This window comes from Candidatus Omnitrophota bacterium, assembly GCA_028716165.1.
Lineage (GTDB): Bacteria > Omnitrophota > Gorgyraeia > JABMRG01 > JABMRG01 > JAQUQI01.
In genome coordinates, this window is sequence record JAQUQI010000014.1 from 1 (window position 1) to 22,166 (window position 22,166).

Annotated in this window: 21 protein-coding genes; all 21 read left to right on the plus strand. The window is 44.6% G+C overall.

Annotation, left to right across the window (positions count from 1 at the left end; genetic code table 11):
• A partial coding sequence (locus PHV77_06535) for an aminotransferase class IV (protein MDD5504944.1) occupies positions 1–426 on the plus strand: 426 nt, incomplete at its 5' end.
• A 17-nt stretch (positions 427–443) separates the two neighbouring features.
• A complete protein-coding gene (locus PHV77_06540; protein MDD5504945.1) occupies positions 444–980 on the plus strand; it encodes a UvrB/UvrC motif-containing protein in 537 nt (178 codons plus the stop codon).
• Between the two features lie 63 nt (positions 981–1,043).
• Positions 1,044–2,102, plus strand: coding sequence for a protein arginine kinase (locus tag PHV77_06545; protein ID MDD5504946.1), 1,059 nt, complete (start codon positions 1,044–1,046; stop codon positions 2,100–2,102).
• 98 nt (positions 2,103–2,200) lie between these two features.
• Positions 2,201–4,624 carry an ATP-dependent Clp protease ATP-binding subunit gene (locus PHV77_06550; GenBank protein ID MDD5504947.1) on the plus strand — a complete coding sequence of 808 codons (2,424 nt, stop codon included), beginning with the start codon at positions 2,201–2,203 and terminating at the stop codon, positions 4,622–4,624.
• Between the two features lie 75 nt (positions 4,625–4,699).
• A complete protein-coding gene (locus PHV77_06555) occupies positions 4,700–6,418 on the plus strand; it encodes a hypothetical protein (protein MDD5504948.1) in 1,719 nt (572 codons plus the stop codon).
• Between the two features lie 84 nt (positions 6,419–6,502).
• Complete coding sequence (locus tag PHV77_06560; protein ID MDD5504949.1) at positions 6,503–7,291, plus strand: ABC transporter permease; 789 nt, start codon at positions 6,503–6,505, stop codon at positions 7,289–7,291.
• A gap of 9 nt (positions 7,292–7,300) precedes the next feature.
• Complete coding sequence (locus PHV77_06565) at positions 7,301–8,068, plus strand: ABC transporter ATP-binding protein (GenBank protein MDD5504950.1); 768 nt, start codon at positions 7,301–7,303, stop codon at positions 8,066–8,068.
• Positions 8,069–8,089: 21 nt separating this feature from the next.
• Positions 8,090–8,773, plus strand: coding sequence for an MlaD family protein (locus PHV77_06570; GenBank protein ID MDD5504951.1), 684 nt, complete (start codon positions 8,090–8,092; stop codon positions 8,771–8,773).
• Positions 8,774–8,824: 51 nt separating this feature from the next.
• The gene (gene radA / locus PHV77_06575; GenBank protein MDD5504952.1) at positions 8,825–10,192 is read left to right on the plus strand and encodes a DNA repair protein RadA; all 1,368 of its coding nucleotides are present in this window, start codon (positions 8,825–8,827) and stop codon (positions 10,190–10,192) included.
• A gap of 123 nt (positions 10,193–10,315) precedes the next feature.
• Positions 10,316–10,870 (plus strand): polymer-forming cytoskeletal protein, encoded by a 555-nt coding sequence (locus PHV77_06580; protein ID MDD5504953.1) that lies wholly within the window; start codon positions 10,316–10,318, stop codon positions 10,868–10,870.
• Between the two features lie 115 nt (positions 10,871–10,985).
• Complete coding sequence (locus tag PHV77_06585) at positions 10,986–11,327, plus strand: helix-turn-helix domain-containing protein (protein ID MDD5504954.1); 342 nt, start codon at positions 10,986–10,988, stop codon at positions 11,325–11,327.
• Entirely contained in the window at positions 11,328–12,323 is a 996-nt protein-coding gene (locus PHV77_06590) for a PDZ domain-containing protein (protein MDD5504955.1), read from the plus strand.
• A gap of 4 nt (positions 12,324–12,327) precedes the next feature.
• Positions 12,328–12,918: a methyl-accepting chemotaxis protein gene (locus tag PHV77_06595; GenBank protein ID MDD5504956.1), complete on the plus strand. Its 591-nt coding sequence runs from the start codon at positions 12,328–12,330 to the stop codon at positions 12,916–12,918.
• A gap of 49 nt (positions 12,919–12,967) precedes the next feature.
• Complete coding sequence (locus PHV77_06600) at positions 12,968–13,684, plus strand: tetratricopeptide repeat protein (protein ID MDD5504957.1); 717 nt, start codon at positions 12,968–12,970, stop codon at positions 13,682–13,684.
• A gap of 100 nt (positions 13,685–13,784) precedes the next feature.
• Positions 13,785–16,445: a DNA polymerase I gene (gene polA, locus PHV77_06605; protein MDD5504958.1), complete on the plus strand. Its 2,661-nt coding sequence runs from the start codon at positions 13,785–13,787 to the stop codon at positions 16,443–16,445.
• Positions 16,446–16,480: 35 nt separating this feature from the next.
• Entirely contained in the window at positions 16,481–17,869 is a 1,389-nt protein-coding gene (locus PHV77_06610; GenBank protein ID MDD5504959.1) for a glycogen/starch synthase, read from the plus strand.
• A gap of 113 nt (positions 17,870–17,982) precedes the next feature.
• Positions 17,983–18,588 carry a dephospho-CoA kinase gene (coaE, locus tag PHV77_06615; protein MDD5504960.1) on the plus strand — a complete coding sequence of 202 codons (606 nt, stop codon included), beginning with the start codon at positions 17,983–17,985 and terminating at the stop codon, positions 18,586–18,588.
• Complete coding sequence (gene rho, locus PHV77_06620) at positions 18,585–19,838, plus strand: transcription termination factor Rho (GenBank protein MDD5504961.1); 1,254 nt, start codon at positions 18,585–18,587, stop codon at positions 19,836–19,838. Before coaE ends, rho begins: the two co-directional genes overlap by 4 nt.
• A gap of 59 nt (positions 19,839–19,897) precedes the next feature.
• Complete coding sequence (gene rpmE / locus PHV77_06625; GenBank protein MDD5504962.1) at positions 19,898–20,098, plus strand: 50S ribosomal protein L31; 201 nt, start codon at positions 19,898–19,900, stop codon at positions 20,096–20,098.
• A gap of 61 nt (positions 20,099–20,159) precedes the next feature.
• Positions 20,160–21,224, plus strand: coding sequence for a peptide chain release factor 1 (prfA, locus tag PHV77_06630; GenBank protein MDD5504963.1), 1,065 nt, complete (start codon positions 20,160–20,162; stop codon positions 21,222–21,224).
• Positions 21,211–22,128: a peptide chain release factor N(5)-glutamine methyltransferase gene (prmC, locus tag PHV77_06635; protein ID MDD5504964.1), complete on the plus strand. Its 918-nt coding sequence runs from the start codon at positions 21,211–21,213 to the stop codon at positions 22,126–22,128. The genes prfA and prmC overlap by 14 nt, the downstream gene beginning before the upstream one ends.
• Positions 22,129–22,166: the final 38 nt, after the last annotated feature.

Consider the following 22,166-nt stretch of genomic DNA (forward strand, 5'->3'; position numbering starts at 1 on the left):
TCCGATCTTCTTAATTATTTAAACAACATAATGGCAAAGATTGAGGCTACCGAAAGCGGCCGTGAAGAAGCGATCATGCTTGACGCCAAAGGGTATGTAACAGAGTGCACCGGAGATAATATTTTTATCATAAAGGATTCCGTTGTCTATACACCGCCGCTTTCAGTAGGTATCCTTAAGGGTATTACCCGCGACGCGGTTATAGAGATAGCAAGGGCCAAAAAGATCAGCCTTAAAGAGCGCAACTTCAGGCGCGAAAAAATATACGCGGCTGATGAATGTTTCTTGACAGGAACTGCGGCAGAGCTTATACCTGTAGTCAGGGTAGATGCTAAAAAAATAGCCTCCGGAAAACCCGGGCCAATGACATTATTATTTTCGGAAGAATTTCATAAGATGGCCAGAGTGGACGGGGTCAGATACTAATCCTAAGGAGAGCGCGAATGTTGTGCGATATATGTAAGAAAAACGAGGCAACGGTGCACCTTACCGAAGTTGTAAATGAAAATATAACGGAACTGCACATCTGCGAGCAGTGTGCCAGAGCCAAAGGCGCCTCAATGTATCAGCATTTCGGTATAGCGGAGCTTTTGTCCGGCCTTGTAGATATGCCCGATGACATGGTATCCAAGAAAAGCCATATAAACATCAAATGCCCTGCTTGCAACATGAGTTATGATAATTTTAAGAAAATTGGCAGATTCGGGTGCGCGAGGTGTTATGAGACCTTTAGCAGGGCGCTGTTTCCCTTGTTTAAAAAAATTCACGGCACGCCATGCCATATAGGCAGGCAGGCGCGTGAAATCCGCAAAGACAAAATAAGGTCTGACGGGAAATCGCAAAAGCCTCGTTCTGCCAAGGATATCCTTAAAGATATCAGGCTGGAATTGGCTGATGCCGTTGAGAAAGAGGAATTTGAGAAGGCGGCTGTCCTGCGCGACAAGATTAAGATGCTGGAGTCGGGGGAAGGCAAGCGTTGACGCGGGTGTAGTATAATAAGTTGTGATGAAAATACCACCCGGATAAACATGACGAGACCGTATATGGACATAGATAACCTGATAAAGCATACCAGCGTGTGGCTTAAAGGCATAGGCCCTGAATCGGATATAGCGATATCAAGCAGGGTAAGGCTTGCCAGAAATATTGACGGATTGCTGTTTGTTGATTGGTCCGACGACCAGACAAAGAGCCGCGTTATTGAACTTTCCCGAAAGGCCGTATTATCCAGCGACTATATGAAGGATGCGGCGTATGTTGATATGTCACTTTTGAGCCCGATAGATAAACAATTTCTTATTGAAAGACATCTTATCAGCCGTGAACATGCGATAGATACCGGCCGTAAATCGGTTTTTATCTCACGAGGCGAAGAAACCAGCATAATGGTCAATGAGGAGGATCATCTGCGGCTTCAGGTCATGCAGTCCGGTATAGCCCTTAACGAGGCATGGGATATTATGGTCAGGCTTGAAAAAGATATAGAACGAAAAATCCAGTTTGCCTATTCTGATTGCTGGGGTTATCTTACGGCGTGCCCCACAAATACAGGAACGGGCTTGCGCGCTTCCGTTATGGTGCATCTTCCCGCTATTGTTATGACAAGGCAGATCAACGACCTGATCAAAGCGGTTTCAAAATTAGGGCTTACTGTACGCGGGTTTTTCGGTGAGGGCACAGAAGCGATAGGGAATTTTTTCCAGATATCAAATCAGGTCACAATGGGCCGCGGCGAAGAGGAGACTATTGACAATTTGACGAGAATCATAAAGCAGGTCGTTTCGCAGGAAAGGGGCTCAAGGGAATTTTTGAAAGAAAAAAAAAGAGATATAATAGAGGACAAGATATCGCGGGCCTACGCTACGCTTGAAAGCGCGCATATTATTACAAGCGCGGAGACAATAGATCTTTTGTCGCTGGTAAGATTAGGTATCGGTCTCGGCATAATAAAGGATATGGACGCGCGAAGCCTTAACGAACTTTTCATTCTTATACAGCCCGCTCATCTGCAGAAGATGGCGGGAAAGCTATTGCCGCCGTCAGAACGTGATATAAAACGCGCGGAGATAATTAAATCCAGGCTCAAGATGGAGAAACAGTAATCATCCGGGTCCGGTGTCCTAATAAAATGCGGGTCCAGATTGCCGCAAGTCAGAAGCATATTCGGTCCGCGTAAAAACGCACAATCGGAGGCGCCATAATGTTTAACAGGTTTACTGAAAGGGCGAGAAAAGTCATAATACTTGCAAAGGAAGAGGCAAAACGTTTTAATCACAATCATATAGGCACCGAACATATACTGCTCGGGCTTATAAAAGAGGGTGAAGGGGTTGCCTCGGCTGTTTTACAAAATCTAGGGCTTTCTCTTGATATGATCAGGCTGGAAGTTGAAAAGCTTGTTCACGCCGGACCCGCTACGGTCGTATCGGGGGATATTCCGTTTACCCCAAAGGCCAAGAAAGTCATTGAGCTTGCCATGGATGAGGCAAGGCATTTAGGGCATAATTATATAGGGACAGAGCATCTTTTGCTTGGCCTTATCAGGGAGTCGGAGGGTGTTGCCTCACAGGTGCTTTTAAACCTGGGTCTTGACCTGGCCAGGGTAAGAAACGAGATAATGGTATTGCTTGGTTCAGTAACTCCAGGTCAGGCTCCGAGCATAAGCCCTGAAAAAAGTAAGACACCCGCTTTGGATGCTTTCGGTAGAGACCTTACCGTTTTTGCCAAGGAAGGCAAACTTGATCCCGTGGTCGGCAGAAAAGACGAGATTGAAAGGGTTATACAGATATTGAGCAGGCGGACTAAGAATAATCCTGTTTTGCTTGGAGAGGCTGGTGTTGGAAAAACGGCAATTGTTGAAGGCCTTGCCCAGAAGATCATTAACGGAGATGTCCCGGAGATATTGAAAGGGAAAAGGGTCATTACTCTTGACCTCGCCCTTATGGTAGCTGGAACGAAATACCGCGGCCAGTTTGAGGAAAGGATCAAAGCCGTTATGGACGAGATCAAACGTTCAGAGAATATAATAGTGTTTATTGACGAATTGCATACCCTGGTGGGTGCCGGCGGCGCCGAAGGCGCCATAGACGCTTCTAACATATTAAAGCCTGCCTTATCGCGCGGGGAAATACAATGTGTCGGGGCTACTACTCTGGATGAATATAGGAAATTTATAGAAAAAGACGCCGCGCTTGAAAGACGCTTTCAGACAATTATGGTGGATCCGCCTAATGTGGCAGAGACCATAGACATACTCAAAGGGTTGAGAGAAAGATATGAATCCCATCATAAAATAAAGATCACTGATGAGGCTTTGAGCGCCGCGGCAAAGATGTCAGACAGGTATATACCCGACAGATATCTGCCTGATAAGGCTATAGACCTTATTGATGAGGCAGGCTCAAAGGCGCGTTTAAGTGTAATGACAGCCCCGCCAAGCCTTAAAAAGCTTGAGGACGATATTGAACAGGCCCGCCAGGAAAAAGAATCGGCTGTCAGGGCGCAGGATTTTGAAAAAGCGGCAAAATGCAGGGATCTTGAGCGGACAACAAAAATAGAGCTTGAGAAACAGCGCAATCTCTGGAAAGAAAAGAGGACAGAGCATGTCCCCAGCATAGGCGAAGATGAGATCGCTTATATTGTTTCCAAATGGACCGGTATACCGCTTATAAGGCTTGAGCAGGGCGAGTCGGAGCGCCTGCTTAAGATGGAACAGGAGCTGCATAAGAAGGTGGTCGGCCAGGATGAGGCTATAAAATCCATCGCGCATGCCGTAAGGCGTTCCAGGGCAGGCATAAAAGACCCGAAGAGGCCGATAGGTTCATTTATATTTCTTGGGCCTACGGGTGTCGGCAAAACATTGCTGGCAAAGGTATTGGCGGACTTTATGTTCGGAGATGAAGATGCCGTAATACAGGTAGATATGTCCGAATATATGGAAAAATTTAACATATCAAGGCTTGTAGGGGCCCCTCCCGGTTATGTTGGTTATGAAGAAGGGGGCCAGCTCACGGAGAAGGTCAGAAGAAGGCCTTATTCGGTCGTTTTGCTTGATGAGATAGAGAAAGCGCATCCGGATGTCTTTAACATGCTTCTTCAGATATTTGAAGAGGGCAGATTGACGGATAGTTTCGGCAGAAAGGTTGATTTCAAAAACACCATACTTATTATGACATCCAATATTGGCGCCGACCTCTGGAAAAAGCAGGGCGCGTTAGGGTTTAAGCCAAAAGACGAGGGTGTAACGTATAGAAATATCAAGAGCCAGCTTATGGACGAAGTCAAGAAGTCATTCAAACCCGAATTTCTCAACAGGGTTGATGACATAATTATTTTTCACCCGCTTCTTAAGGAGCATCTCCAGGAAATACTTGAGATTGAAACAGCGCAGGTGGTCAAGCGCTTGTCGGAGCATGATATTGATATAGAGCTAACGCCTGATGCCAAGGCATTTTTAATAGAAAAAGGTTTTGATGCCGTATACGGTGCCAGGCCGCTCAAAAGGATTATACAGTCTTATCTTGAAGACCCCCTCGCAGAAGAGATAATAAGAGGCGGCCTTAAGTCCACTAAAAAGATCAAGGTCGGTTTCTCAAGGGACCATCTTGTTTTTGATATGCCCTGATTTATACGCGGCGGAAGTTTTTTAAAAACTTATAGATCCGGAACAAAATAGGAATTGGGAAGACGCTGACTGCATATGACATTTTGCAAAAAGTTATACGCGATAGCGGTATTTATATTTTTTTTATTATTAATATTTCTGTTCATTGTCATATATAACAGTTTAGATAAATACAGGCGCGAATTCAAGGTTAACATTGAGGCTACATTTTCCACAATGACCGCTTCAAAGGTCAGCATTGAACGGGTCAGCGGAAGCCCTTTGCGTAAAATATATTTCAAGGGGATGATTTTTGATTTTGGCAGGTTTAAACTTGATTTTGATTCGGCAAGCCTTGAGTATTCATTATTTGATATATTATCCAACAAGGCCCCCGCGGCAGGCGTTAAAGAGACCGTATTGTCTTTGAGCAAGGGTTCTTTCATACTTGAAAACAATGCTATTATATCAAGGGGCATTAACGGCAGGATAAGGTTAAGGCAGGGTAAGATATTACTGGATGATATAATATTTATCGTTTTTGACCAGGTATTGGGTTGCCTGAACGGAGAGATTATAAATAATACCAGCCCCTGCCGCGTAGAGCTTGACCTGGATATAAGGCCCGTTTCCGGAAAAGAAGGCCTCATACTTAACGGTATGAAGGCGCTTGTTACCGGACCCATAGATAATCTTACTATCCGCGGAAGGGCTGACGTGAAGGAAAAGAAGGCGGTTCATTTTAGGATGTATTCTATATATGAAAAAGGTATTTTTACATTAGGCTCAAGAGTGGGTATTGAAACCGACAAGGCCGACATAAATCATTTGCTATCAGTAGACGCCGTCATTGATCCCGCCAAGGAAAGGTTTAACGCTGTTCTTACGCCGAATGAGGGTACGATTTCGCTTGAAGGCAGTTATGATTATTCGGGTTCATTGTCGGTGGAATTAAAGAACCAGCAGTTAAAGGTTTTTGGGCAGGATTTTTCTAATAAAACAAGTATTAACGTCAAAACCGTTTTCAAGAATAATACGATATCTCACCTTTTGCTGGACATGGGCACGCAGGCCAGTGTTGTCAATTACCAGCCTATAAGCGAGATAGAAGCTTCTCTCATGCTGGAGCCTAAAAAAATAAGGCTGATATATGTCAAGATAGGCGATACATTGTCGGCTTCAGGTTCGTTTAATGGTTCCTGCGGCGGCAAGATAGACCTTAGCCTGACTTTTAATAATTTCGTTCTGGAAAACATTTTAAGCGTTTTTATTGAGAACAGGCCTGATGTTTCAGGTACCGTGTCCGGCAGGATGGATATTGACGGTACCCCGGCCAATCTATTGGCCAGGGTGCGTCTTATATCCGAAAACGGCAATATAGGCGATATGGATTATAATAAGATGATTGTTAATGCCGAAGGGACGTGGCCTTTTTTGAAACTGACGGATTCCCGCATAACGCATAAAGACTTGTCGCTGATGCTTAACGGGGAATTAGATATGAGGAATTTTGCTTCAACGCGTTTTCTGGAGGATATTTCAGTTTCAACAACGGACAAAACCATTGTTTGGGAAGGATGGGATATAACCAGGATTGATGAGAGCGGAGATTTTTTGCTTCAGCGTTCTTTGGGCAACGGTATTAGGCTGGGATATAAAACGCATATGGAGGATGAGACAAAATACGACCCGTCCAAAAAAGGCCGGGATGAATTTCAGCTTGAGTATGACCTTCTTTATGAAGATAGCGTTTTGGAATTCCGGGCCAAGGAAAGGGAAGAGTTTTTTGGTATCAAGAAAAAATATAAATTTTAAGTTATACCCGGATTTGAATATTATTTGATTTTTTTGTATTGGAATGGCGTAACTATATTTTAGATGTTATAATAAAATAAAGCGATGAATATTGAATCTATATATAAGCGTTTTTTAGGAAGAATAAACTCCTCACTGTATTATACGGGCGGAGTGGTTGTTTTGTTTTTGGAGGCTGTTTTTTGGGCTTTTATACCGCCGTATCGCAGAAGGCAGATAATTGAACAGATGTATAAGGTTGGCGTGAATTCTTTGCCTATTGTTCTGCTTACCTCTTTGTTCACGGGAATGGTTCTGGCACTGCAAAGTGCTTATCAGATGCAAAGGATATCCGCTCAAATGTATATAGCCAGCCTGGTCGCTCTTTCAATGGTGCGCGAATTGGGGCCGGTTCTTACGGCGCTTGTTGTTGCCGGAAGGGTTGGGGCGTCAATAACCGCTGAACTCGGGACAATGAAAGTCACGGAACAGATAGATGCCCTTGAAACCCTTGCCACCAATCCTATCAAGTACCTTGTCGTTCCCAGGTTCACCGCCCTTGTGATTATGCTGCCTCTGCTTACGGTCTATGCTGTTTTCATCGGTATTATAGGGGGTTATGTTGTGGGCGTTTTTAAGCTTCACATAGGTTCCAGTATGTATATAAACATGACGACAAGTCCTTTGGGAGCGAAAGACCTTTATACGGGACTTTTAAAGAGCGCTGTTTTCGCGATAATTATTGCTATCGTCAGCTGCTATGAAGGTTTTCGCACTTCTGGCGGGGCTGAAGGGGTGGGCCGTTCAACCACCCACAGCGTTGTTACGTCTTTTATATTGATCATTGCCGCTGATTGCTTATTTACGGCATTATTTTATTTTATAGGACGTTAGGGAGAGCAGATGATAGACGCTATAAACCTGCGCAAGGCATTTTCAGGCAATCATGTCCTTAAGGACTTGAACCTTATGATAAATACGGGCGTTACCCAGGTTATTATAGGCCGTTCAGGATGCGGCAAAAGTATTTTTTTAAAACACATTATAGGTATAGTAAAGCCTGATTCCGGCCAGGTTATTATTGACGGTAAAGACATAACGAAGATGACGAACAAGGAATTAAGCGAGTTGAGGTTGAGTTTCGGCATGCTGTTTCAGGGCGCCGCGCTTTTTGATTCTCTGACAGTGGCTGAAAACGTCGGATTTAACCTGATTGAACATACAGACCTTGACATGGTGACAATATATAAAAGGGTAAAAGAGGCGCTGTCTTTGGTCGGACTTTATGGCATAGAAGATTTGATGCCTTCTGAACTTTCGGGCGGTATGCAAAAACGCGTGGGCCTTGCCAGGGCCATATGCATGCGCCCTAAAATTATTTTATATGATGAACCAACAACGGGTGTTGATCCCATCATGGCTGACGCGATTAATGACCTTATCAAGATGCTGCACGATAAATTAGAGGTTACTTCCATTGTGGTGACTCATGATATGGTCAGCGCTTATAAAATAGCCAATGATATTGCCATGCTTTACGATGGCAGGATAATCCAGAGGGGCAGCCCCGAGGAGATAAAGAATACCAACGACCCTATAGTGAAGCAATTTGTATCAGGCGCGTCCAAAGGCCCTATTACGGAAGGGGAACGTTTGGGCCATGGAATTTAATAGCACGAAACAGGAGGCGGCATGAAATCCTTGGAATTTAACGTAAAGGTAGGGCTTTTTATATTGATCGGGCTTGTTATACTGACAGTTATTACGTTTTCAATAAGTGATTTTTTCTTTAAACCGGGATATACTATTTTCGTGGAGCTGGGTTTTGCCAACGGCATACAGCCGTCGGCGCCCGTCAGACTCGCGGGGATAAGTGTCGGAGAAGTCAAGGAATCCGGTGTTTTTAAAGACAATGAAGGGAAAACCATGGTGAGGTTGAAGCTGTGGCTGACTGATGATGCCAAGGTTGAGGAAGACGCGCAGGTCATCATAAACACATTAGGCTTGATCGGTGAAAAATATGTTGAGATTATACCAGGCACTCCGTCCTCCCCGCTTGTGCAAGACTGCGGTGTTATGAGAGGCCATGATTCGGTTTCTGTTGAACAGATAACAAAGAAGGGCTATGAAATAGCGCTCAAGCTGGAACAAGCCATTGACCACATGGAAGGAATACTGGCGCAGGTCAAAAGTGGTCACGGCACCGTAGGAAAGTTGATTTATGACGAGACCATATATAATGAGGCTGAAACAATGGTCAAGGACCTGAAAGCTCATCCATGGAAACTTTTGGGCGGAGGGGGCAGGCAAAGAGTGAAGCCTACCGAGGATAAAAAACCTGTTTCAGGCCCGGTTTCAAATTTTAGTCCATCGTAATTTTCGTACCGGAAAAGGCGTGTATTGACGGTACGGGTTAGAGAGGGTCGCGTGGCTTTAAAGACAGTTTTTTTATGCCAGAACTGCGGATACCAAAGCGTGAAATGGATAGGCAAATGCCCTGAATGCGAACGCTGGAATAGTTTTGTCCAGGAGCATGTTTCAGGCCCTGACGGGCCTGCCGTTTCACGCGGCATAGGCGATATTGCCGGTACCTGTCCGCCAAGGAAACTGTCCGATGTAAAAATAAGCCGGCTTTTGCGTGCCGCTACAGGTATCGGTGAATTAGACCGCGTGTTAGGGGACGGACTTGTTGAAGGTTCTGTTGTTCTTGTGGGCGGCGAACCGGGCATAGGCAAATCAACTCTTATGCTTCAGATGTCGGCAATCATGAGCCGCGATAAAAAGATACTTTATGTAAGCGGCGAAGAATCTGTAAATCAATTAAAGCTAAGGTCTGAAAGGATTAATGCCTCCTTTGACAATTTTTATATTGTCAACGAAACAAATACTTCGCTTATTATGTCTTATATGAAAGAGCTCCAGCCATGGGCTGTTATAGTGGATTCCGTGCAGACGCTTTATAGCCCTGGATTTGAGCAGAGCTCGGGTACTGTAACCCAGATAAAAGAATCGTCAGCCTTGCTAACGGCTTCCGCCAAGGCTTTAGGAATATGCGTTTTTTTTGTAGGCCATATTACCAAAGAAGGTGTTATAGCCGGGCCTAAATTATTAGAACATATAGTTGATTGTGTTATTTATTTTGAAGGGCAAAGGGAATCCAGCTTTAGGGTATTAAGGGCCATCAAAAACCGGTTTGGCGCTACTGATGAGGTGGGGATATTTTCAATGACAGACCAGGGATTGAAAGAGGTAAAGGAACCTTCGCGTATTTTTTCCTGCCGCAGGCACAATACGATTCCGGGTTCCTGCGTGATGGCGGCGCTTGAAGGGGCAAGGGTTATCCTGATTGAGGTCCAGGCCCTTGTATCGGGATCCAGCTACGGCATTCCAAGACAGAAGGCCATTGGATTTGATTCAAACAGGATGCTGCTTCTTGCGGCCGGACTTGTAAAAAATATCGGTATTAATCTTGCCAATTACGATATGTTCCTTAACGTTGTAGGAGGGGTCAGGGTAGATGAACCCGCGTCGGATTTGGCTGTTTGCGTGGCTATTTGCTCAAGTTTTAAGAATAAGCCGGTACGCAACGATACGGTTGTGGCGGGAGAAGTAGGCCTCTGTTCAGAGGTTAGGAGCGTTTCGCAGGTTCGCTTGAGAGTCAATGAAGCAAAAAGGATGGGGTTTAAGAGGTTCGTCATGCCTGCCTCCGATCTGGAAAATGTCATAAGGTATAAAGATATGGAATTGATAGGTGTTGACAGCGTGAAGCAAGCCCTCGGTGAAGTTTTTGTTTGAAATGGAAGTATATAGATACTCTGAATAGGCTGTTTTTAGCGCGTATTCAGGGTCAACCAGGCCTCTATGGTGCCTGCTGTATCTTGCCGGCATCACAAGGCTTACCCAAGAGGAGGTGTCTATATGCAGGGCATAAGAAGAACGCGAGGCAATACGGCGGATAATGAAAAGATCTTGGATGTCAATGCGACCATGCAGGGTACCATGATCTTTAAAGACCCTGTAAATCTGCGCATAAACGGTGAGTTTGAAGGCAAGCTGGATACAAAAGGAACGCTTACTATAGGTGCGAATGCCCAAGTCAAGGCTGAAATTGATGGAGAGGATATTACTATAGCCGGCAGGGTTTCGGGCAATATAACGGCTACAAAAAGGATCAGTATTATTCCTCCCGCGCAGATAACTGGCGACATATCGGCCCCGGTAATCGGTATTTCGGAAGGTGCTATTTTAAATGGCAGATGCAGTATGAGTTCATCGCTTGGTTATACTGCTTCTTCTGCCAAATCCAGAGCCATGGCGCTGGATGAGGTCGCGCGCTATCTTGAGGTTGATATTTCACTTATTGAGGAGTGGGCATCCCAGAAAAAGATACCCGCGGTGAAAGAGAACAATGCCTGGAAATTTCATAAACAGGATATTGATAATTGGCTGGCAAAAGAAAAGGTCGGTAGATAGTTTTATTCTGCCGCGCGATTTTTTTAATTGCGCAATAGGGTATTGTTTGTTTTTAAGAATTAATGAAGATGGTTTTAATGGGTGTGTTTGATGTTGGTTAGTCCGGGAGTTGGATATGTCCGATAGATTATTGACGCTTCAGGAGGCCGCTGATTATCTGAATCTTACGGAGGAAGAAGTGCGCGAACTCGTAAGCGAAGGCAGAATACCGGCCTATCAGGTTGGAGGTATGTATCTGCGTTTTAAAGAGGAACATATATTAGCCTTAAAGGCCGAGTTGTTGTCTGACCCTGCCGCGGGCGGAGTATCTGCGGCCCAGGATAAGTTTCGGAAGGCAGGCCATCAAAATAAAACCGCGTCAAGATTGAAAGATTTTCTGTATTTTAATGATTTTTATATAATTGCCATAGGGCTTATCCTTCTGCTTCTCTATGTGATAATAAAGGTGATCTATTAGATGAAAATGACGATCGTGAAATTTTGCCTGTTACTTTGCTTTCAATCCGCCAGCCTTGCCTGTTTGTCATCTGGCAGTTCCGCCCTTGCGGACACGGTTTATCAAAATGACGGCAGTGAAATAAAAGGTATAGTAGTTGAAAATTATGCTACTCATATTATATTGAGTACTTTTGAAGGCGAAAAAAGAATAGACAAGGCCCTCATAAAAGACATCTTATACGATACAATAGAACAGAACCTGTCTAAGCTTGGAGACTATCATCAGGAAAGAGGTAATTTTTCAAAGGCCTATTCATATTACAAAAGGGCGCATGATGCCAACCCTGCTTTTAAAGAGGCCAGGGAAAAATTTATATTCATGCGCTCCACTCTGTTAAGGAACCCGGAAAAAAAATTTAAAAACGATATGGAGCGCAAGAAAGACCTTTTTATGAAATCGGGCAGGGCCTATACTCCGTCGGAAAAAACCAGCGCGGTTTCTCCCCGGGAAAGGCTAAGGTCAAGCATAGGCATAACACTGCATGATAGCGATTACGCGCCCAGAATAGGTTCTGTTGACCCCCTGTCGCCTGCTGATAAGTCCGGGATAAGAGAAGCGGATATTATTTATTCAATATGGGGCAAGATGGTAGGTTATCTTGAAACCGATTCGGTTATTGACTTGCTGATAGGCGGCCCGTCTTCTGAAATATCGTTGGTGATAAAACGCGCGATAACCATATCAAGGCGCAAGGGGCACGGCGACATGCAGGCCGACTGCGGTATATCCTTTGGCATGGAAGAAGAAGGCCTTGTCGTCCAAGCGGTCAGGCCCGGTTCGGACGCGGCTGTAAACGGCTTGACGGCGCGGGATCTGATTGTAGCTATTAATGAAGAACCTACCCGTTATATGCCTGTTAATACTGCTGTTTCCAAGGTGAAGAGTTTTTATATGTCTGATAGACTGCGGCTTGATATATTACGGGAAGTTTCATTATGGAGAAAGGATAGCTGAAACTATGGCGCTGATAAAAAGAAAAATATATCTGATAAAAAAATCTTTTCAGTTACGTTATGCGCTGGTGATATCAGTTTTTATACTGCTTACGGCTCTATTGTCCAGTTCTATGACATATTTGGCGGTATTTCCATATTTGTCTGAAAAACTGGCCAATGTCTATCCGCAAGGCAGGCTTATCGCGCTTCTTAGAAACGCCAACGCCAAGGCGCTTATTTCCACGTTTATGATCTTTCCGTTTGCCATCTGGTTTGGAATAATACTTTCACACCGCGTCGCCGGGCCATGGTATAAGCTGGAACTGGTGTTAAAGAAACTGGCTGACGGGGATTTAAACCACGACATCTATTTGAGAAAGAACGATGAGCTCCAGAGCCTTGCTCATTTGCTTAACGATGTGATACGTAATTTAAGGGATGTGGCCCAGGCCAATGTAAAATATGCGGCAAGCATAGACGAGGCAATTGACGGTATTAACAAAGAGCTCGGCAAAGAACCTATAGACGCGATGAAAATACGGCTGATGATTAATTCGGCGCAAGATATTATAAGAGATTTGAAAGAGTCTTTAAGAAGGCATAAATTGAATTGATCTCGTTATCTTATAGCCTTGACAACCTGCCGCGATTTGTGTATATTATATGCAGATGAAAACCGCCATATTAAAGCGTTCAAGCTTAATAATATTATCTGTAATACCTAATCTTGTTATCGTTTGCATTGGCAATATTTACGCCTCATCGGTAAGAGGCAATTTTGCGGCAGACTATACCGCAACCGAGCCGCAGACTGGACAAGGCCAGCCCGGTATTTACGCCTCATCTCAAGAAGGCGTAGTCAGAGAGTATGCCAGGATGGCGGACGCCAAGCAGAGGCAGTTTCAGGAAAAGACAGAGGCTATCAACAGGCATTATAGCAAGGGTAAGACATATTACGATACAAAGCAATATGGCAACGCAAGACTCTGCTTTGAGCAGATCCTTGAGATAGATCCCTCGCATGAACCGGCGAAGCTTTTTTTAAAATCCGTTATCCTGCATGAGCAGGTTTTTGCCGCGCGCAAGAGAATAGAAGGGATAAAGATACAGCTTGCCGATGTGATGTCCGAATATGATAAACGGGTCCAGCGCGTGGACAGGCTTGCGGTTAAGTATTTTCTTGAGATGGCTCAAAAAGAATGCCAGATAGGAAATTTCAAAGCGGCGGAAGGTTATTACAATCTATGCTATAAGATACATCCTTACAGCAAAGATGATATAGAATGGTTTGTCAAGGCCACGCACGAGCTTATGCTTTTATATGATAAGCTTGAGCAAGAAAATACAGGGATGGAGGAGCTTCTGAACTCTATTGAATAACGCGTTGTTTTAGTTCGCACTCTTTTCTTTAAACTAGTATCCTGGTATCTCCTTTCCGAAATTATAACCCGTGACATGAATGCGGAATCGTATTATAGCTATGGATAAAAAAAGACTGTTCTTAATAGACGGTAATTCATTCTGTTACAGGGCTTTTTATGCCATAAGGGAGCTTGCCAATTCTAAGGGTTTTCCTACAAACGCCGTGTATGGCTTCGTCTCAATGCTCAAAAAAATTATAGAATCGGAACAGCCGGAATTCTTAGCTATAGCTTTTGACCTGAAGGGGCCTACATTCAGGCATGAAAAATATGAAGCCTATAAACTTCACCGTAAGCCTATGCCCGAGTCCCTTGCGGCACAGATACCGGTTATCAAGGATATTGTCAGGGCCTACCGGATACCGATTTACGAGAAGCAGGGTTTTGAGGCAGATGACATTATCGGGACCATATCATTGCGCGCAGATAAAAACGGCATTATGACACTTATCGTTACCGGCGATAAAGACGCGCTTCAGCTTGTGTCAAAAAATACAAGGGTCTATTCAACGCACAAAGAAGGCGTTATATATGATGAGGATGCGGTCATTTCCCGTTTCGGTGTGGGTCCTAAACATGTGGTGGACATCATGGCCCTTATGGGGGATAGCAGTGACAATATACCCGGGGTGCCGGGTATCGGCGAAAAAACAGCTGTTGATCTTTTGGCAGAGTTCAAGACCGTGGACAATTTGATAAAGAACGCGGACAAGATTAAAAGCCGTTCCAAGGCCAGTTTGATCAAAGAGAACATTGATAAGATATATTTAAGCAGGGAGCTTGCCGAAATAGACAGAATGGTTGATATAGATATTGATTTTGAGGCCATGCGGACAACCCAGCCTGATGCCCAAGCGCTGTTTGCTCTTTTTAGTGAGCTTGAATTTCGTAAGCTGGCCGAAGAGTTCTCTCCAAAGCGCCAACCCGAAGGGGCCTATAGCGTGATATCTTCAGAAGATGAATTCGGCCTGCTTTTGGAGTCATTGAAAAAGGACAAGCTCTGGGCTTTTGATTTTGAGACTACCTCAACCGACCCCATGGACTGCGAGATTGTTGGGGTATCGTTCTGCCGGGCCGCCGGAAAGGCGGATTATGTCAGTTTTGTAGGAGACGGATGGCCTGTGTCCCAAAAACAATTTGTATTAGACAACCTCAAAACCGTTTTTGAGAATCATTCCATAAAAAAGATCGGACAAAATATAAAATATGAATGCGTTTTATTGCGTAACCTTGGTATCAACCTAAAAGGTATATTTTTTGATACCATGGTGGCATCTTATCTTTTGAATCCGTCAAAACCCAACCACAACCTTTCCGATATCGCCATGGAACACCTTGGGCTTACGATGACGGATATCAGCGAGCTTATAGGTAAAGGCAAAACGAAGATTACGATGGCGCAGGTTCCACTGGACAGCATAGCAAGATATTGTTGCCAGGATTCTGACGTTACATTCCGGTTGAAAGAGGTGCTTGAAGAGAAATTGGAACGCAAATCTTTGGACGGCCTTTTCAGGGACATAGAACTCCCGCTCATAGAGGTATTATCTGATATGGAATTTCATGGGGTGAAAATAGATACGTCCTTTCTTGTTAGCATGTCAAAGTCCCTTCGGGAGAGGCTTGATGACCTTACAAGGCGTATATATGAGTCTGCCGGCTGTGAATTCAATATAAACTCTCCAAAGCAGCTTGGCCATGTGCTTTTTGAAAAATTAGCTCTGCCGGTGATAAAGAAGACAAAGACGGGCGTATCAACGGATTCGGACGTGCTTTCCGCTCTTTCAGTAAATTATGACTTGCCCAAAATCGTACTTGAATACAGGGAATTTTCCAAGCTTGTATCCACGTATATTGACGCCTTACCGAGGCTTGTTAACGGACGCACTAAAAAGGTACACACGTCGTTTAACCAAACCGTGACGGCCACGGGCCGGCTTAGTTCGTCAGACCCCAATCTGCAGAACATACCGGTCAGGACGGATATTGGTAAAAAGATACGAGGCGCATTTAAGCCGTCTTTTGAAAACGGGATAATATTATCGGCGGATTATTCGCAGATTGAATTACGTATCCTGGCTCATCTATCCATGGACAATACATTAGTAGAGGCTTTTATAAATGGAATGGATATACACAGATATACTGCTTCGTTAATATTTGACAGGCCTGCGCGTGAAATTGACGATACCATGAGAAACCAGGCTAAAACGGTGAATTTTGGTATCATATACGGCATGAGTCCTTATGGCCTGTCAAAAGAATTGGGCATACCGGTTGACACGGCCAAAGGTTTTATAGATGCTTACTTTTCAAGATATCCGGGTGTTCGTGAATTTATGCTAAGCCAGATTGAATTTGCCAGGGAAAACGGTTACGTTCTTACCATGTTTAACAGAAGGCGGTATATACCCGAGATAAGTTCTGAAAACCAGAACGTAAGGCAGTTTGCCGAACGGACGGCCGTAAACACTCCGATACAGGGCACTGCCGCTGACATGATCAAGATCGCAATGATAAACGTGTCAAATAAACTTAAAGCCGCCGATTTAAAGACCAAGATGATATTACAGGTGCACGACGAATTGGTATTTGACATGCCGAAGCCGGAACTTGAAAAAGCCAGCAGTATCATTAAAGAGTCAATGGAAGGCGTGGTAAAACTGAAGGTACCCATAAAGGTAAACGTCGCGAACGGTAAGAGCTGGCAGGATGCGTAATTATAGTACGGTTGTCTGCGGAGGCTGATATTATTATGAAGATATTATTTCTTTCAAGCGAGGTGGTTCCTTTTGCCAAGACGGGCGGGCTTGCCGATGTTGCGGGCGCTTTACCCATTGCCCTGGAGGACTGCGGCCACGAGGTGCGCGTAATTATGCCTAAATACGGCTGTGTAAAAGCTAGTGGGGACAGCGCTCTGCTTGGCAAAGCGATCAATGTCCGCTTTATAGTCAATGATAAACTTTACGGCAGGGAGGGTATTTACGGAGATAAGGACGGTTTTGACCATCCGGATAATTTAGACAGGTTCGCCTATTATTGCCTGAAGGCGCTTGAAATGGTAAAAGAAGACGGTTTCAGGCCCGATATTATTCACTGCAATGATTGGCAGACCGGGCTTGTGCCTGTGTATTTAAAGAGCGTATACCGCGATGACCCGTTTTTCGCGCGGACAAAAACGGTTTTTACTATCCATAATATAGCCTATAACGGTGTTTTTGACGCCTGCCAATGGCATAAAACAGGCCTGGACAAATCTCTGTTTAATATAGATGGTTTGGAATATTACGGAAAATTCAGTCTTTTAAAAGGGGGTTTAATGTTCTCGGACATTATTACCACTGTCAGCCCAACATACGCCAAAGAGATACAGACCGGTGAATATGGTTGCGGCATGGAGGGTATACTGCAATTCAGGTCCTCATGCCTTTTTGGCGTGCTGAACGGGATAGATTACGATATATGGGATCCGCGCCGCGACAGGCATATTTACAAAAACTATTCAAGCGATAATCTTGAATTGAAATACGATAATAAGAGGATGCTGATTGAAGAACTCGGCCTGGATATGAATTTAGGCATGCCGCTTATCGGCACTGTCGGCAGGCTGGCTTACCAAAAAGGATACGATATCCTTGCCGATATCATACCCGACATGTGCGGCCTGGGCGCTGGTTTTGTGCTTTTGGGTTCAGGAGAGCTGAAATATCATAATATTTTAAGCGATATAGCTAAAAAACTCGAAAAAAAAGTGTCTATAAACCTTGCCTTTGACGCGGTATTGGCGCAGAAGATATATGCCGCCTGCGACATATTTCTTATGCCGTCAAGATACGAGCCGTGCGGCCTGGGGCAGCTTATCAGTTTCAGGTATTCCACGGTGCCTGTTGTAAGAAAGACCGGAGGGCTCGCGGACACCGTCTATGAATACGACCCGGATACGGAAAAAGGCAACGGGTTTGTGTTCGCCGATTCCACTCCGGGCCAATTGTTGGAGGCGGTGTCAAGGGCCGTAAAGGTCTATAACGACAGGCAGAGGTGGATGAGGCTTATAAAGAAAATAGCCGATTACGATTTCTCATGGAGCGCTTCCGCCCATGAATATATCAGGATATATAAGAAAGCCGCGGGGGTTTGTGATTAACAAAGCATGGCGCGCGCCTTATATCGGGCCTTAAGGCTGTTTATAAGGCGGCCTGTTTCGCGCTTTGCCAGAGTTGGTATATAGATGTCGGATCGGCACAGGAGATGATACTTATGATTATCGGGATTACAGGCGGCATGTCTACGGGAGTATCTTCCGCGGCACGGTATATAGCGCGTTTTTTACACGCAGACTTAATAAGCGCCGATAAGCTCGCGCACGAGCTTCTCAAGGACACGGGTTCTTTAACAAAACGGTTGGTATCCTGTTTTGGCAGAGGCATTATTGGCAGTAAGGGTCTTATTGATAGAAAGAAACTGGCTGCCAGAGCGTTCTCTTGTAAAACAGATTATCGTAAGCTATGCGGCATTGCTTACCCTGTCATTAAGGCCCGTATAGATGAAAAGATCAATAGCCTTTGTGAGAAAGGGCGTAGAAGTATTGTTATTGATGCTCCTATGCTGATTGAATCGGGGTTTTATAAAAGATGCGATTATATTGTAGTTGTAATGGCGTCATTGGCTTTACAGATACAGCGCTGTAAAATAAAGAAGCTGTCCGCTGATGAGGCGTTGTCCCGCATTAGGTTTCAGATGCCGCTTCACGATAAAGTCAAGCGAGCGGATTATATTATACATAATGGCTCAAGCCTTATGGATTTAAGGCGTTGCTGCAGGGCCGCAGGCAAAAAAATTAAAAAACAGGGAGAAGGTAAATGACTATAGACGCGGCAGAATTAAAGAAAATGAAAGTTTCGGAGTTGAATCAGGTTGCCAGTGATCTTAAGGTTAATGGCGTAACTGGCCTTAAAAAACAGGATCTTATATTCAGGATACTGCAATCCCAGACCCGCAATGAAGCCGCCATGAATGGCGGCGGAGTGCTTGAGGTCCTGCCCGACGGGTTTGGCTTTCTAAGGTCTCCTAATTATAATTACCTGCCGTGCCCGGATGACATCTATGTATCGCCCAGCCAGATCAGGAAGTTTGATTTAAGGACAGGCGATACCGTGCATGGGCAGATACGCTCTCCAAAGGAAGGAGAACGTTATTTTGCTCTGCTTAAAGTTGAACAGGTGAATTTTACTGACGCCGAAAAGGCCAAAGACAAGATTCTTTTTGAAAACCTTACCCCGCTTTATCCTAAAGAGAGGTTTTTACTGGAGAATGACCCGAAAGAGCTTTCAACAAGAGTCATGGATTTACTGACGCCCATAGGCAAAGGCCAGCGCGGGATGATTGTCGCGCCTCCTTATAGCGGTAAGACAATAATACTTCAGAAAATAGCTAATGCCGTGACTAAGAATTCCCCAAACACCATATTAATAGTGCTTTTAATTGATGAAAGGCCTGAAGAGGTGACTGACATGGAGCGCTCTGTCAAAGGCGAGGTGATCAGTTCTACTTTTGACGAACCGGCGGAACGCCATGTGCAGGTGGCCGAGATGGTGCTTGAAAAGGCAAAGAGGCTTGTTGAACATAAAAAAGACGTGCTTATTCTCCTGGACAGCATAACGCGCCTTGCCCGCGCTTATAATACCGTTGTCCCCCATAGCGGTAAGATACTTTCCGGCGGAGTTGATTCAAACGCCCTGCATAAGCCTAAAAGGTTTTTCGGCGCGGCGAGGAACATTGAAGAAGGCGGTTCTCTTACCATTATCTCTACCGCGCTGGTTGATACCGGAAGCAGGATGGACGAGGTGATATTTGAAGAGTTCAAGGGGACGGGCAATATGGAACTGCAATTAGACAGGAGCCTCTTTCAAAAAAGGATATATCCGGCCATTGATATCAAAAGGTCCAATACAAGGAAAGAAGACCTGCTCATGGATCCCGACGAGCTCAAACGGGTATGGATATTAAGGAAGATATTAAACGAGCTGCCTTCGGATGAGTCTATGCAGCTTCTTATTGAAAAATTATCCAAATCAAAAACGAACGCGGAATTTTTAATGGGCATGAACCAATAAGGCTTGCCCGGTTTCTTTATCGGCAGGCGATCAAACCGTTTACAGGGAGGAGAAATAAAATGAAGAAAAAGATACATCCGGAATACAAAGAGACCACTATAACATGCGCCTGCGGCGAGGTGATCCATACGCGCTGCACTAAGCCGAACATAAAAGTTGAAATATGTTCCAAGTGCCACCCTTTTTTCACGGGTAAGCAAAAATTTGTGGATTCCGCCGGCCGCGTTGAAAAATTCATGAAGAAATACAGAAAGCAATGACCGCGAAAGACGCTTCCTACAGAGGCGCGTTTCAAGCCGCTTTTACCGGATAGCTGATATTATGTTAAAATTATTAGAAAATAAAAAAAAGCGTTTTGAAGAGCTGAAAACCCTGTTGTCGGATGACAAGGTTATAAGCGACAGGCCGCTGTATCAAAAATACGCCAAAGAACTGTCGTCCATGTCGCAATTGCTTGAAAAATACGACGCGTATATGCGGTATGAGGATGAAAAATCCGGCCTTGAGGCCATGCTTAGAGAAAAACATGAGTCTGATTTTATTGAGCTGGCCAAATTAGAGATAGCGCATATAGAGGCAAAGCAGTCCGGGGTCATGTTTGAGCTTGAGGGTATGCTTATTGAAGATGATCCGGATGCGTCGCGTAATATAATAATGGAGATAAGGGCCGGTACCGGCGGCCTTGAAGCTTCTCTTTTTGTCTCGGACCTGTTTAGAATGTACACGAAATACGCTCAGGCTAATAGATGGAAAGTGGATGTTATGAATACATCTCCATCCGAGGCAGGAGGCCTTAAGGAGGTGATATTTTCCGTTGAAGGCCATGATATTTTCAAAAGACTTAAATACGAAAGCGGGACACACCGCGTTCAGAGGGTGCCGTCTACGGAAGCCCAGGGCAGAATACATACATCGGCTGTGACGGTTGCCGTTTTGCCTGAAGCCGAGGAAGTGGATATCAAGATTGAACCTAAGGATTTACGCATTGACGTATACCGCTCAAGCGGATGCGGCGGCCAGAGCGTGAATACCACGGATTCAGCCGTTAGGATAACGCATATACCTACCAATGTGATTGTATCCTGTCAGGATGAACGCTCACAGCTTAAGAATAAAGTAAAGGCCATGAAAATACTGCGCTCGCGGCTTTTTGAAAAATTCAGGCAGGACCAGGCTGATAAGATAACCATGCAGAGAAGGACCCAGGTTGGCACGGGCGATAGGAGCCAGAAGATAAGAACCTATAATTTTCCGGACAGGCGCGTCACCGACCATAGGATAGGCCTTACTATTCATAAATTGGAAGCTGTATTAGAAGGTGATTTGGATGATCTGATAAACGCTCTTATTGAGTCGGACAGGAAAAAGAAACTTGAAAATCTCTAATACGGATATTGAACATAATGCCCATACGGCAGGCACGCAAACCGGCGCCCGTAAAAGAATCAAAATAAACGAGATTATCAGGCGCCTGAAAGACGCAGGCATAGAATCGCCTGCCGCTAATGCGCAGGCGATCTTGCGCAGTTTGCTTAATAGTTCTTTGGTAGATTTGTATGTCAATGAGGCAGAGCTTTGCGCGGATGATTTTTTGTCGCTTGAGCAGATGCTCAACCGCAGGATAAAAGGAGAGCCGTTACAGTATATATTAGGTATGGCAAATTTCCTCGGCCATGATATTAAAGTCAAAAAAGGTGTTTTTATACCAAGGCCTGAAACAGAGATACTTGTCCAGACGATGACACATTTTTTAAGCGGCCCGCGGCAGTTATACCCCTTGAATATACTTGACCTTTGCACTGGTAGTGGAAATATAGCTATATCATTGACAAAGGCATTAACCCATTGTAAAATAATAAGTTCCGACATTTCTGATGAGGCGCTTGAAACAGCTAAAAAAAACGCGGCGCTAAACAATGTATCGGAAAGCGTGATTTCCATAAAGGCAGACCTGTTTTCTCTGCCTGATGACTACAGAAAATTATTTGATGCCGTAATATGCAATCCGCCTTATATCAGCTGTGCTGATATGAACGGCATTCCGGTTGAGCTTAGACATGAACCCGGACAGGCTTTATGCGGCGGCGCGGACGGTATGGATTTTTACAGACGCATAATAAAAGATTCTCCGGATTTTTTAAAAAAAGACGGTATCATAGGCCTGGAAATACCGGATAACAGTTCCAATAGGATAAAGGCCATTGTTGACAGTTCGGGCATGTTTTACGATATAAATTTTTTTGACGATTTAAATGGCATCGCGAGAGTAGTTACGGCTCGCCTGAAATAACCGGCCATAAATTTTTTTGTGTTGTGCTGCAGGGAGAT

Excerpts from the sequence above, each read along its gene's own strand:
- PHV77_06540 (MDD5504945.1), top strand. The coding sequence starts at position 444 with ATGTTGTGCGATATATGTAAGAAAAACGAGGCAACGGTGCACCTTACC.
- PHV77_06545 (MDD5504946.1), top strand. The coding sequence starts at position 1,044 with ATGGACATAGATAACCTGATAAAGCATACCAGCGTGTGGCTTAAAGGC.
- PHV77_06550 (MDD5504947.1), top strand. The coding sequence starts at position 2,201 with ATGTTTAACAGGTTTACTGAAAGGGCGAGAAAAGTCATAATACTTGCA.
- PHV77_06555 (MDD5504948.1), top strand. The coding sequence starts at position 4,700 with ATGACATTTTGCAAAAAGTTATACGCGATAGCGGTATTTATATTTTTT.
- PHV77_06560 (MDD5504949.1), top strand. The coding sequence starts at position 6,503 with ATGAATATTGAATCTATATATAAGCGTTTTTTAGGAAGAATAAACTCC.
- PHV77_06565 (MDD5504950.1), top strand. The coding sequence starts at position 7,301 with ATGATAGACGCTATAAACCTGCGCAAGGCATTTTCAGGCAATCATGTC.
- PHV77_06570 (MDD5504951.1), top strand. The coding sequence starts at position 8,090 with ATGAAATCCTTGGAATTTAACGTAAAGGTAGGGCTTTTTATATTGATC.
- PHV77_06580 (MDD5504953.1), top strand. The coding sequence starts at position 10,316 with ATGCAGGGCATAAGAAGAACGCGAGGCAATACGGCGGATAATGAAAAG.
- PHV77_06585 (MDD5504954.1), top strand. The coding sequence starts at position 10,986 with ATGTCCGATAGATTATTGACGCTTCAGGAGGCCGCTGATTATCTGAAT.
- PHV77_06590 (MDD5504955.1), top strand. The coding sequence starts at position 11,328 with ATGAAAATGACGATCGTGAAATTTTGCCTGTTACTTTGCTTTCAATCC.
- PHV77_06595 (MDD5504956.1), top strand. The coding sequence starts at position 12,328 with ATGGCGCTGATAAAAAGAAAAATATATCTGATAAAAAAATCTTTTCAG.
- PHV77_06600 (MDD5504957.1), top strand. The coding sequence starts at position 12,968 with ATGCAGATGAAAACCGCCATATTAAAGCGTTCAAGCTTAATAATATTA.
- polA (MDD5504958.1), top strand. The coding sequence starts at position 13,785 with ATGGATAAAAAAAGACTGTTCTTAATAGACGGTAATTCATTCTGTTAC.
- PHV77_06610 (MDD5504959.1), top strand. The coding sequence starts at position 16,481 with ATGAAGATATTATTTCTTTCAAGCGAGGTGGTTCCTTTTGCCAAGACG.
- coaE (MDD5504960.1), top strand. The coding sequence starts at position 17,983 with ATGATTATCGGGATTACAGGCGGCATGTCTACGGGAGTATCTTCCGCG.
- rho (MDD5504961.1), top strand. The coding sequence starts at position 18,585 with ATGACTATAGACGCGGCAGAATTAAAGAAAATGAAAGTTTCGGAGTTG.
- rpmE (MDD5504962.1), top strand. The coding sequence starts at position 19,898 with ATGAAGAAAAAGATACATCCGGAATACAAAGAGACCACTATAACATGC.
- prfA (MDD5504963.1), top strand. The coding sequence starts at position 20,160 with ATGTTAAAATTATTAGAAAATAAAAAAAAGCGTTTTGAAGAGCTGAAA.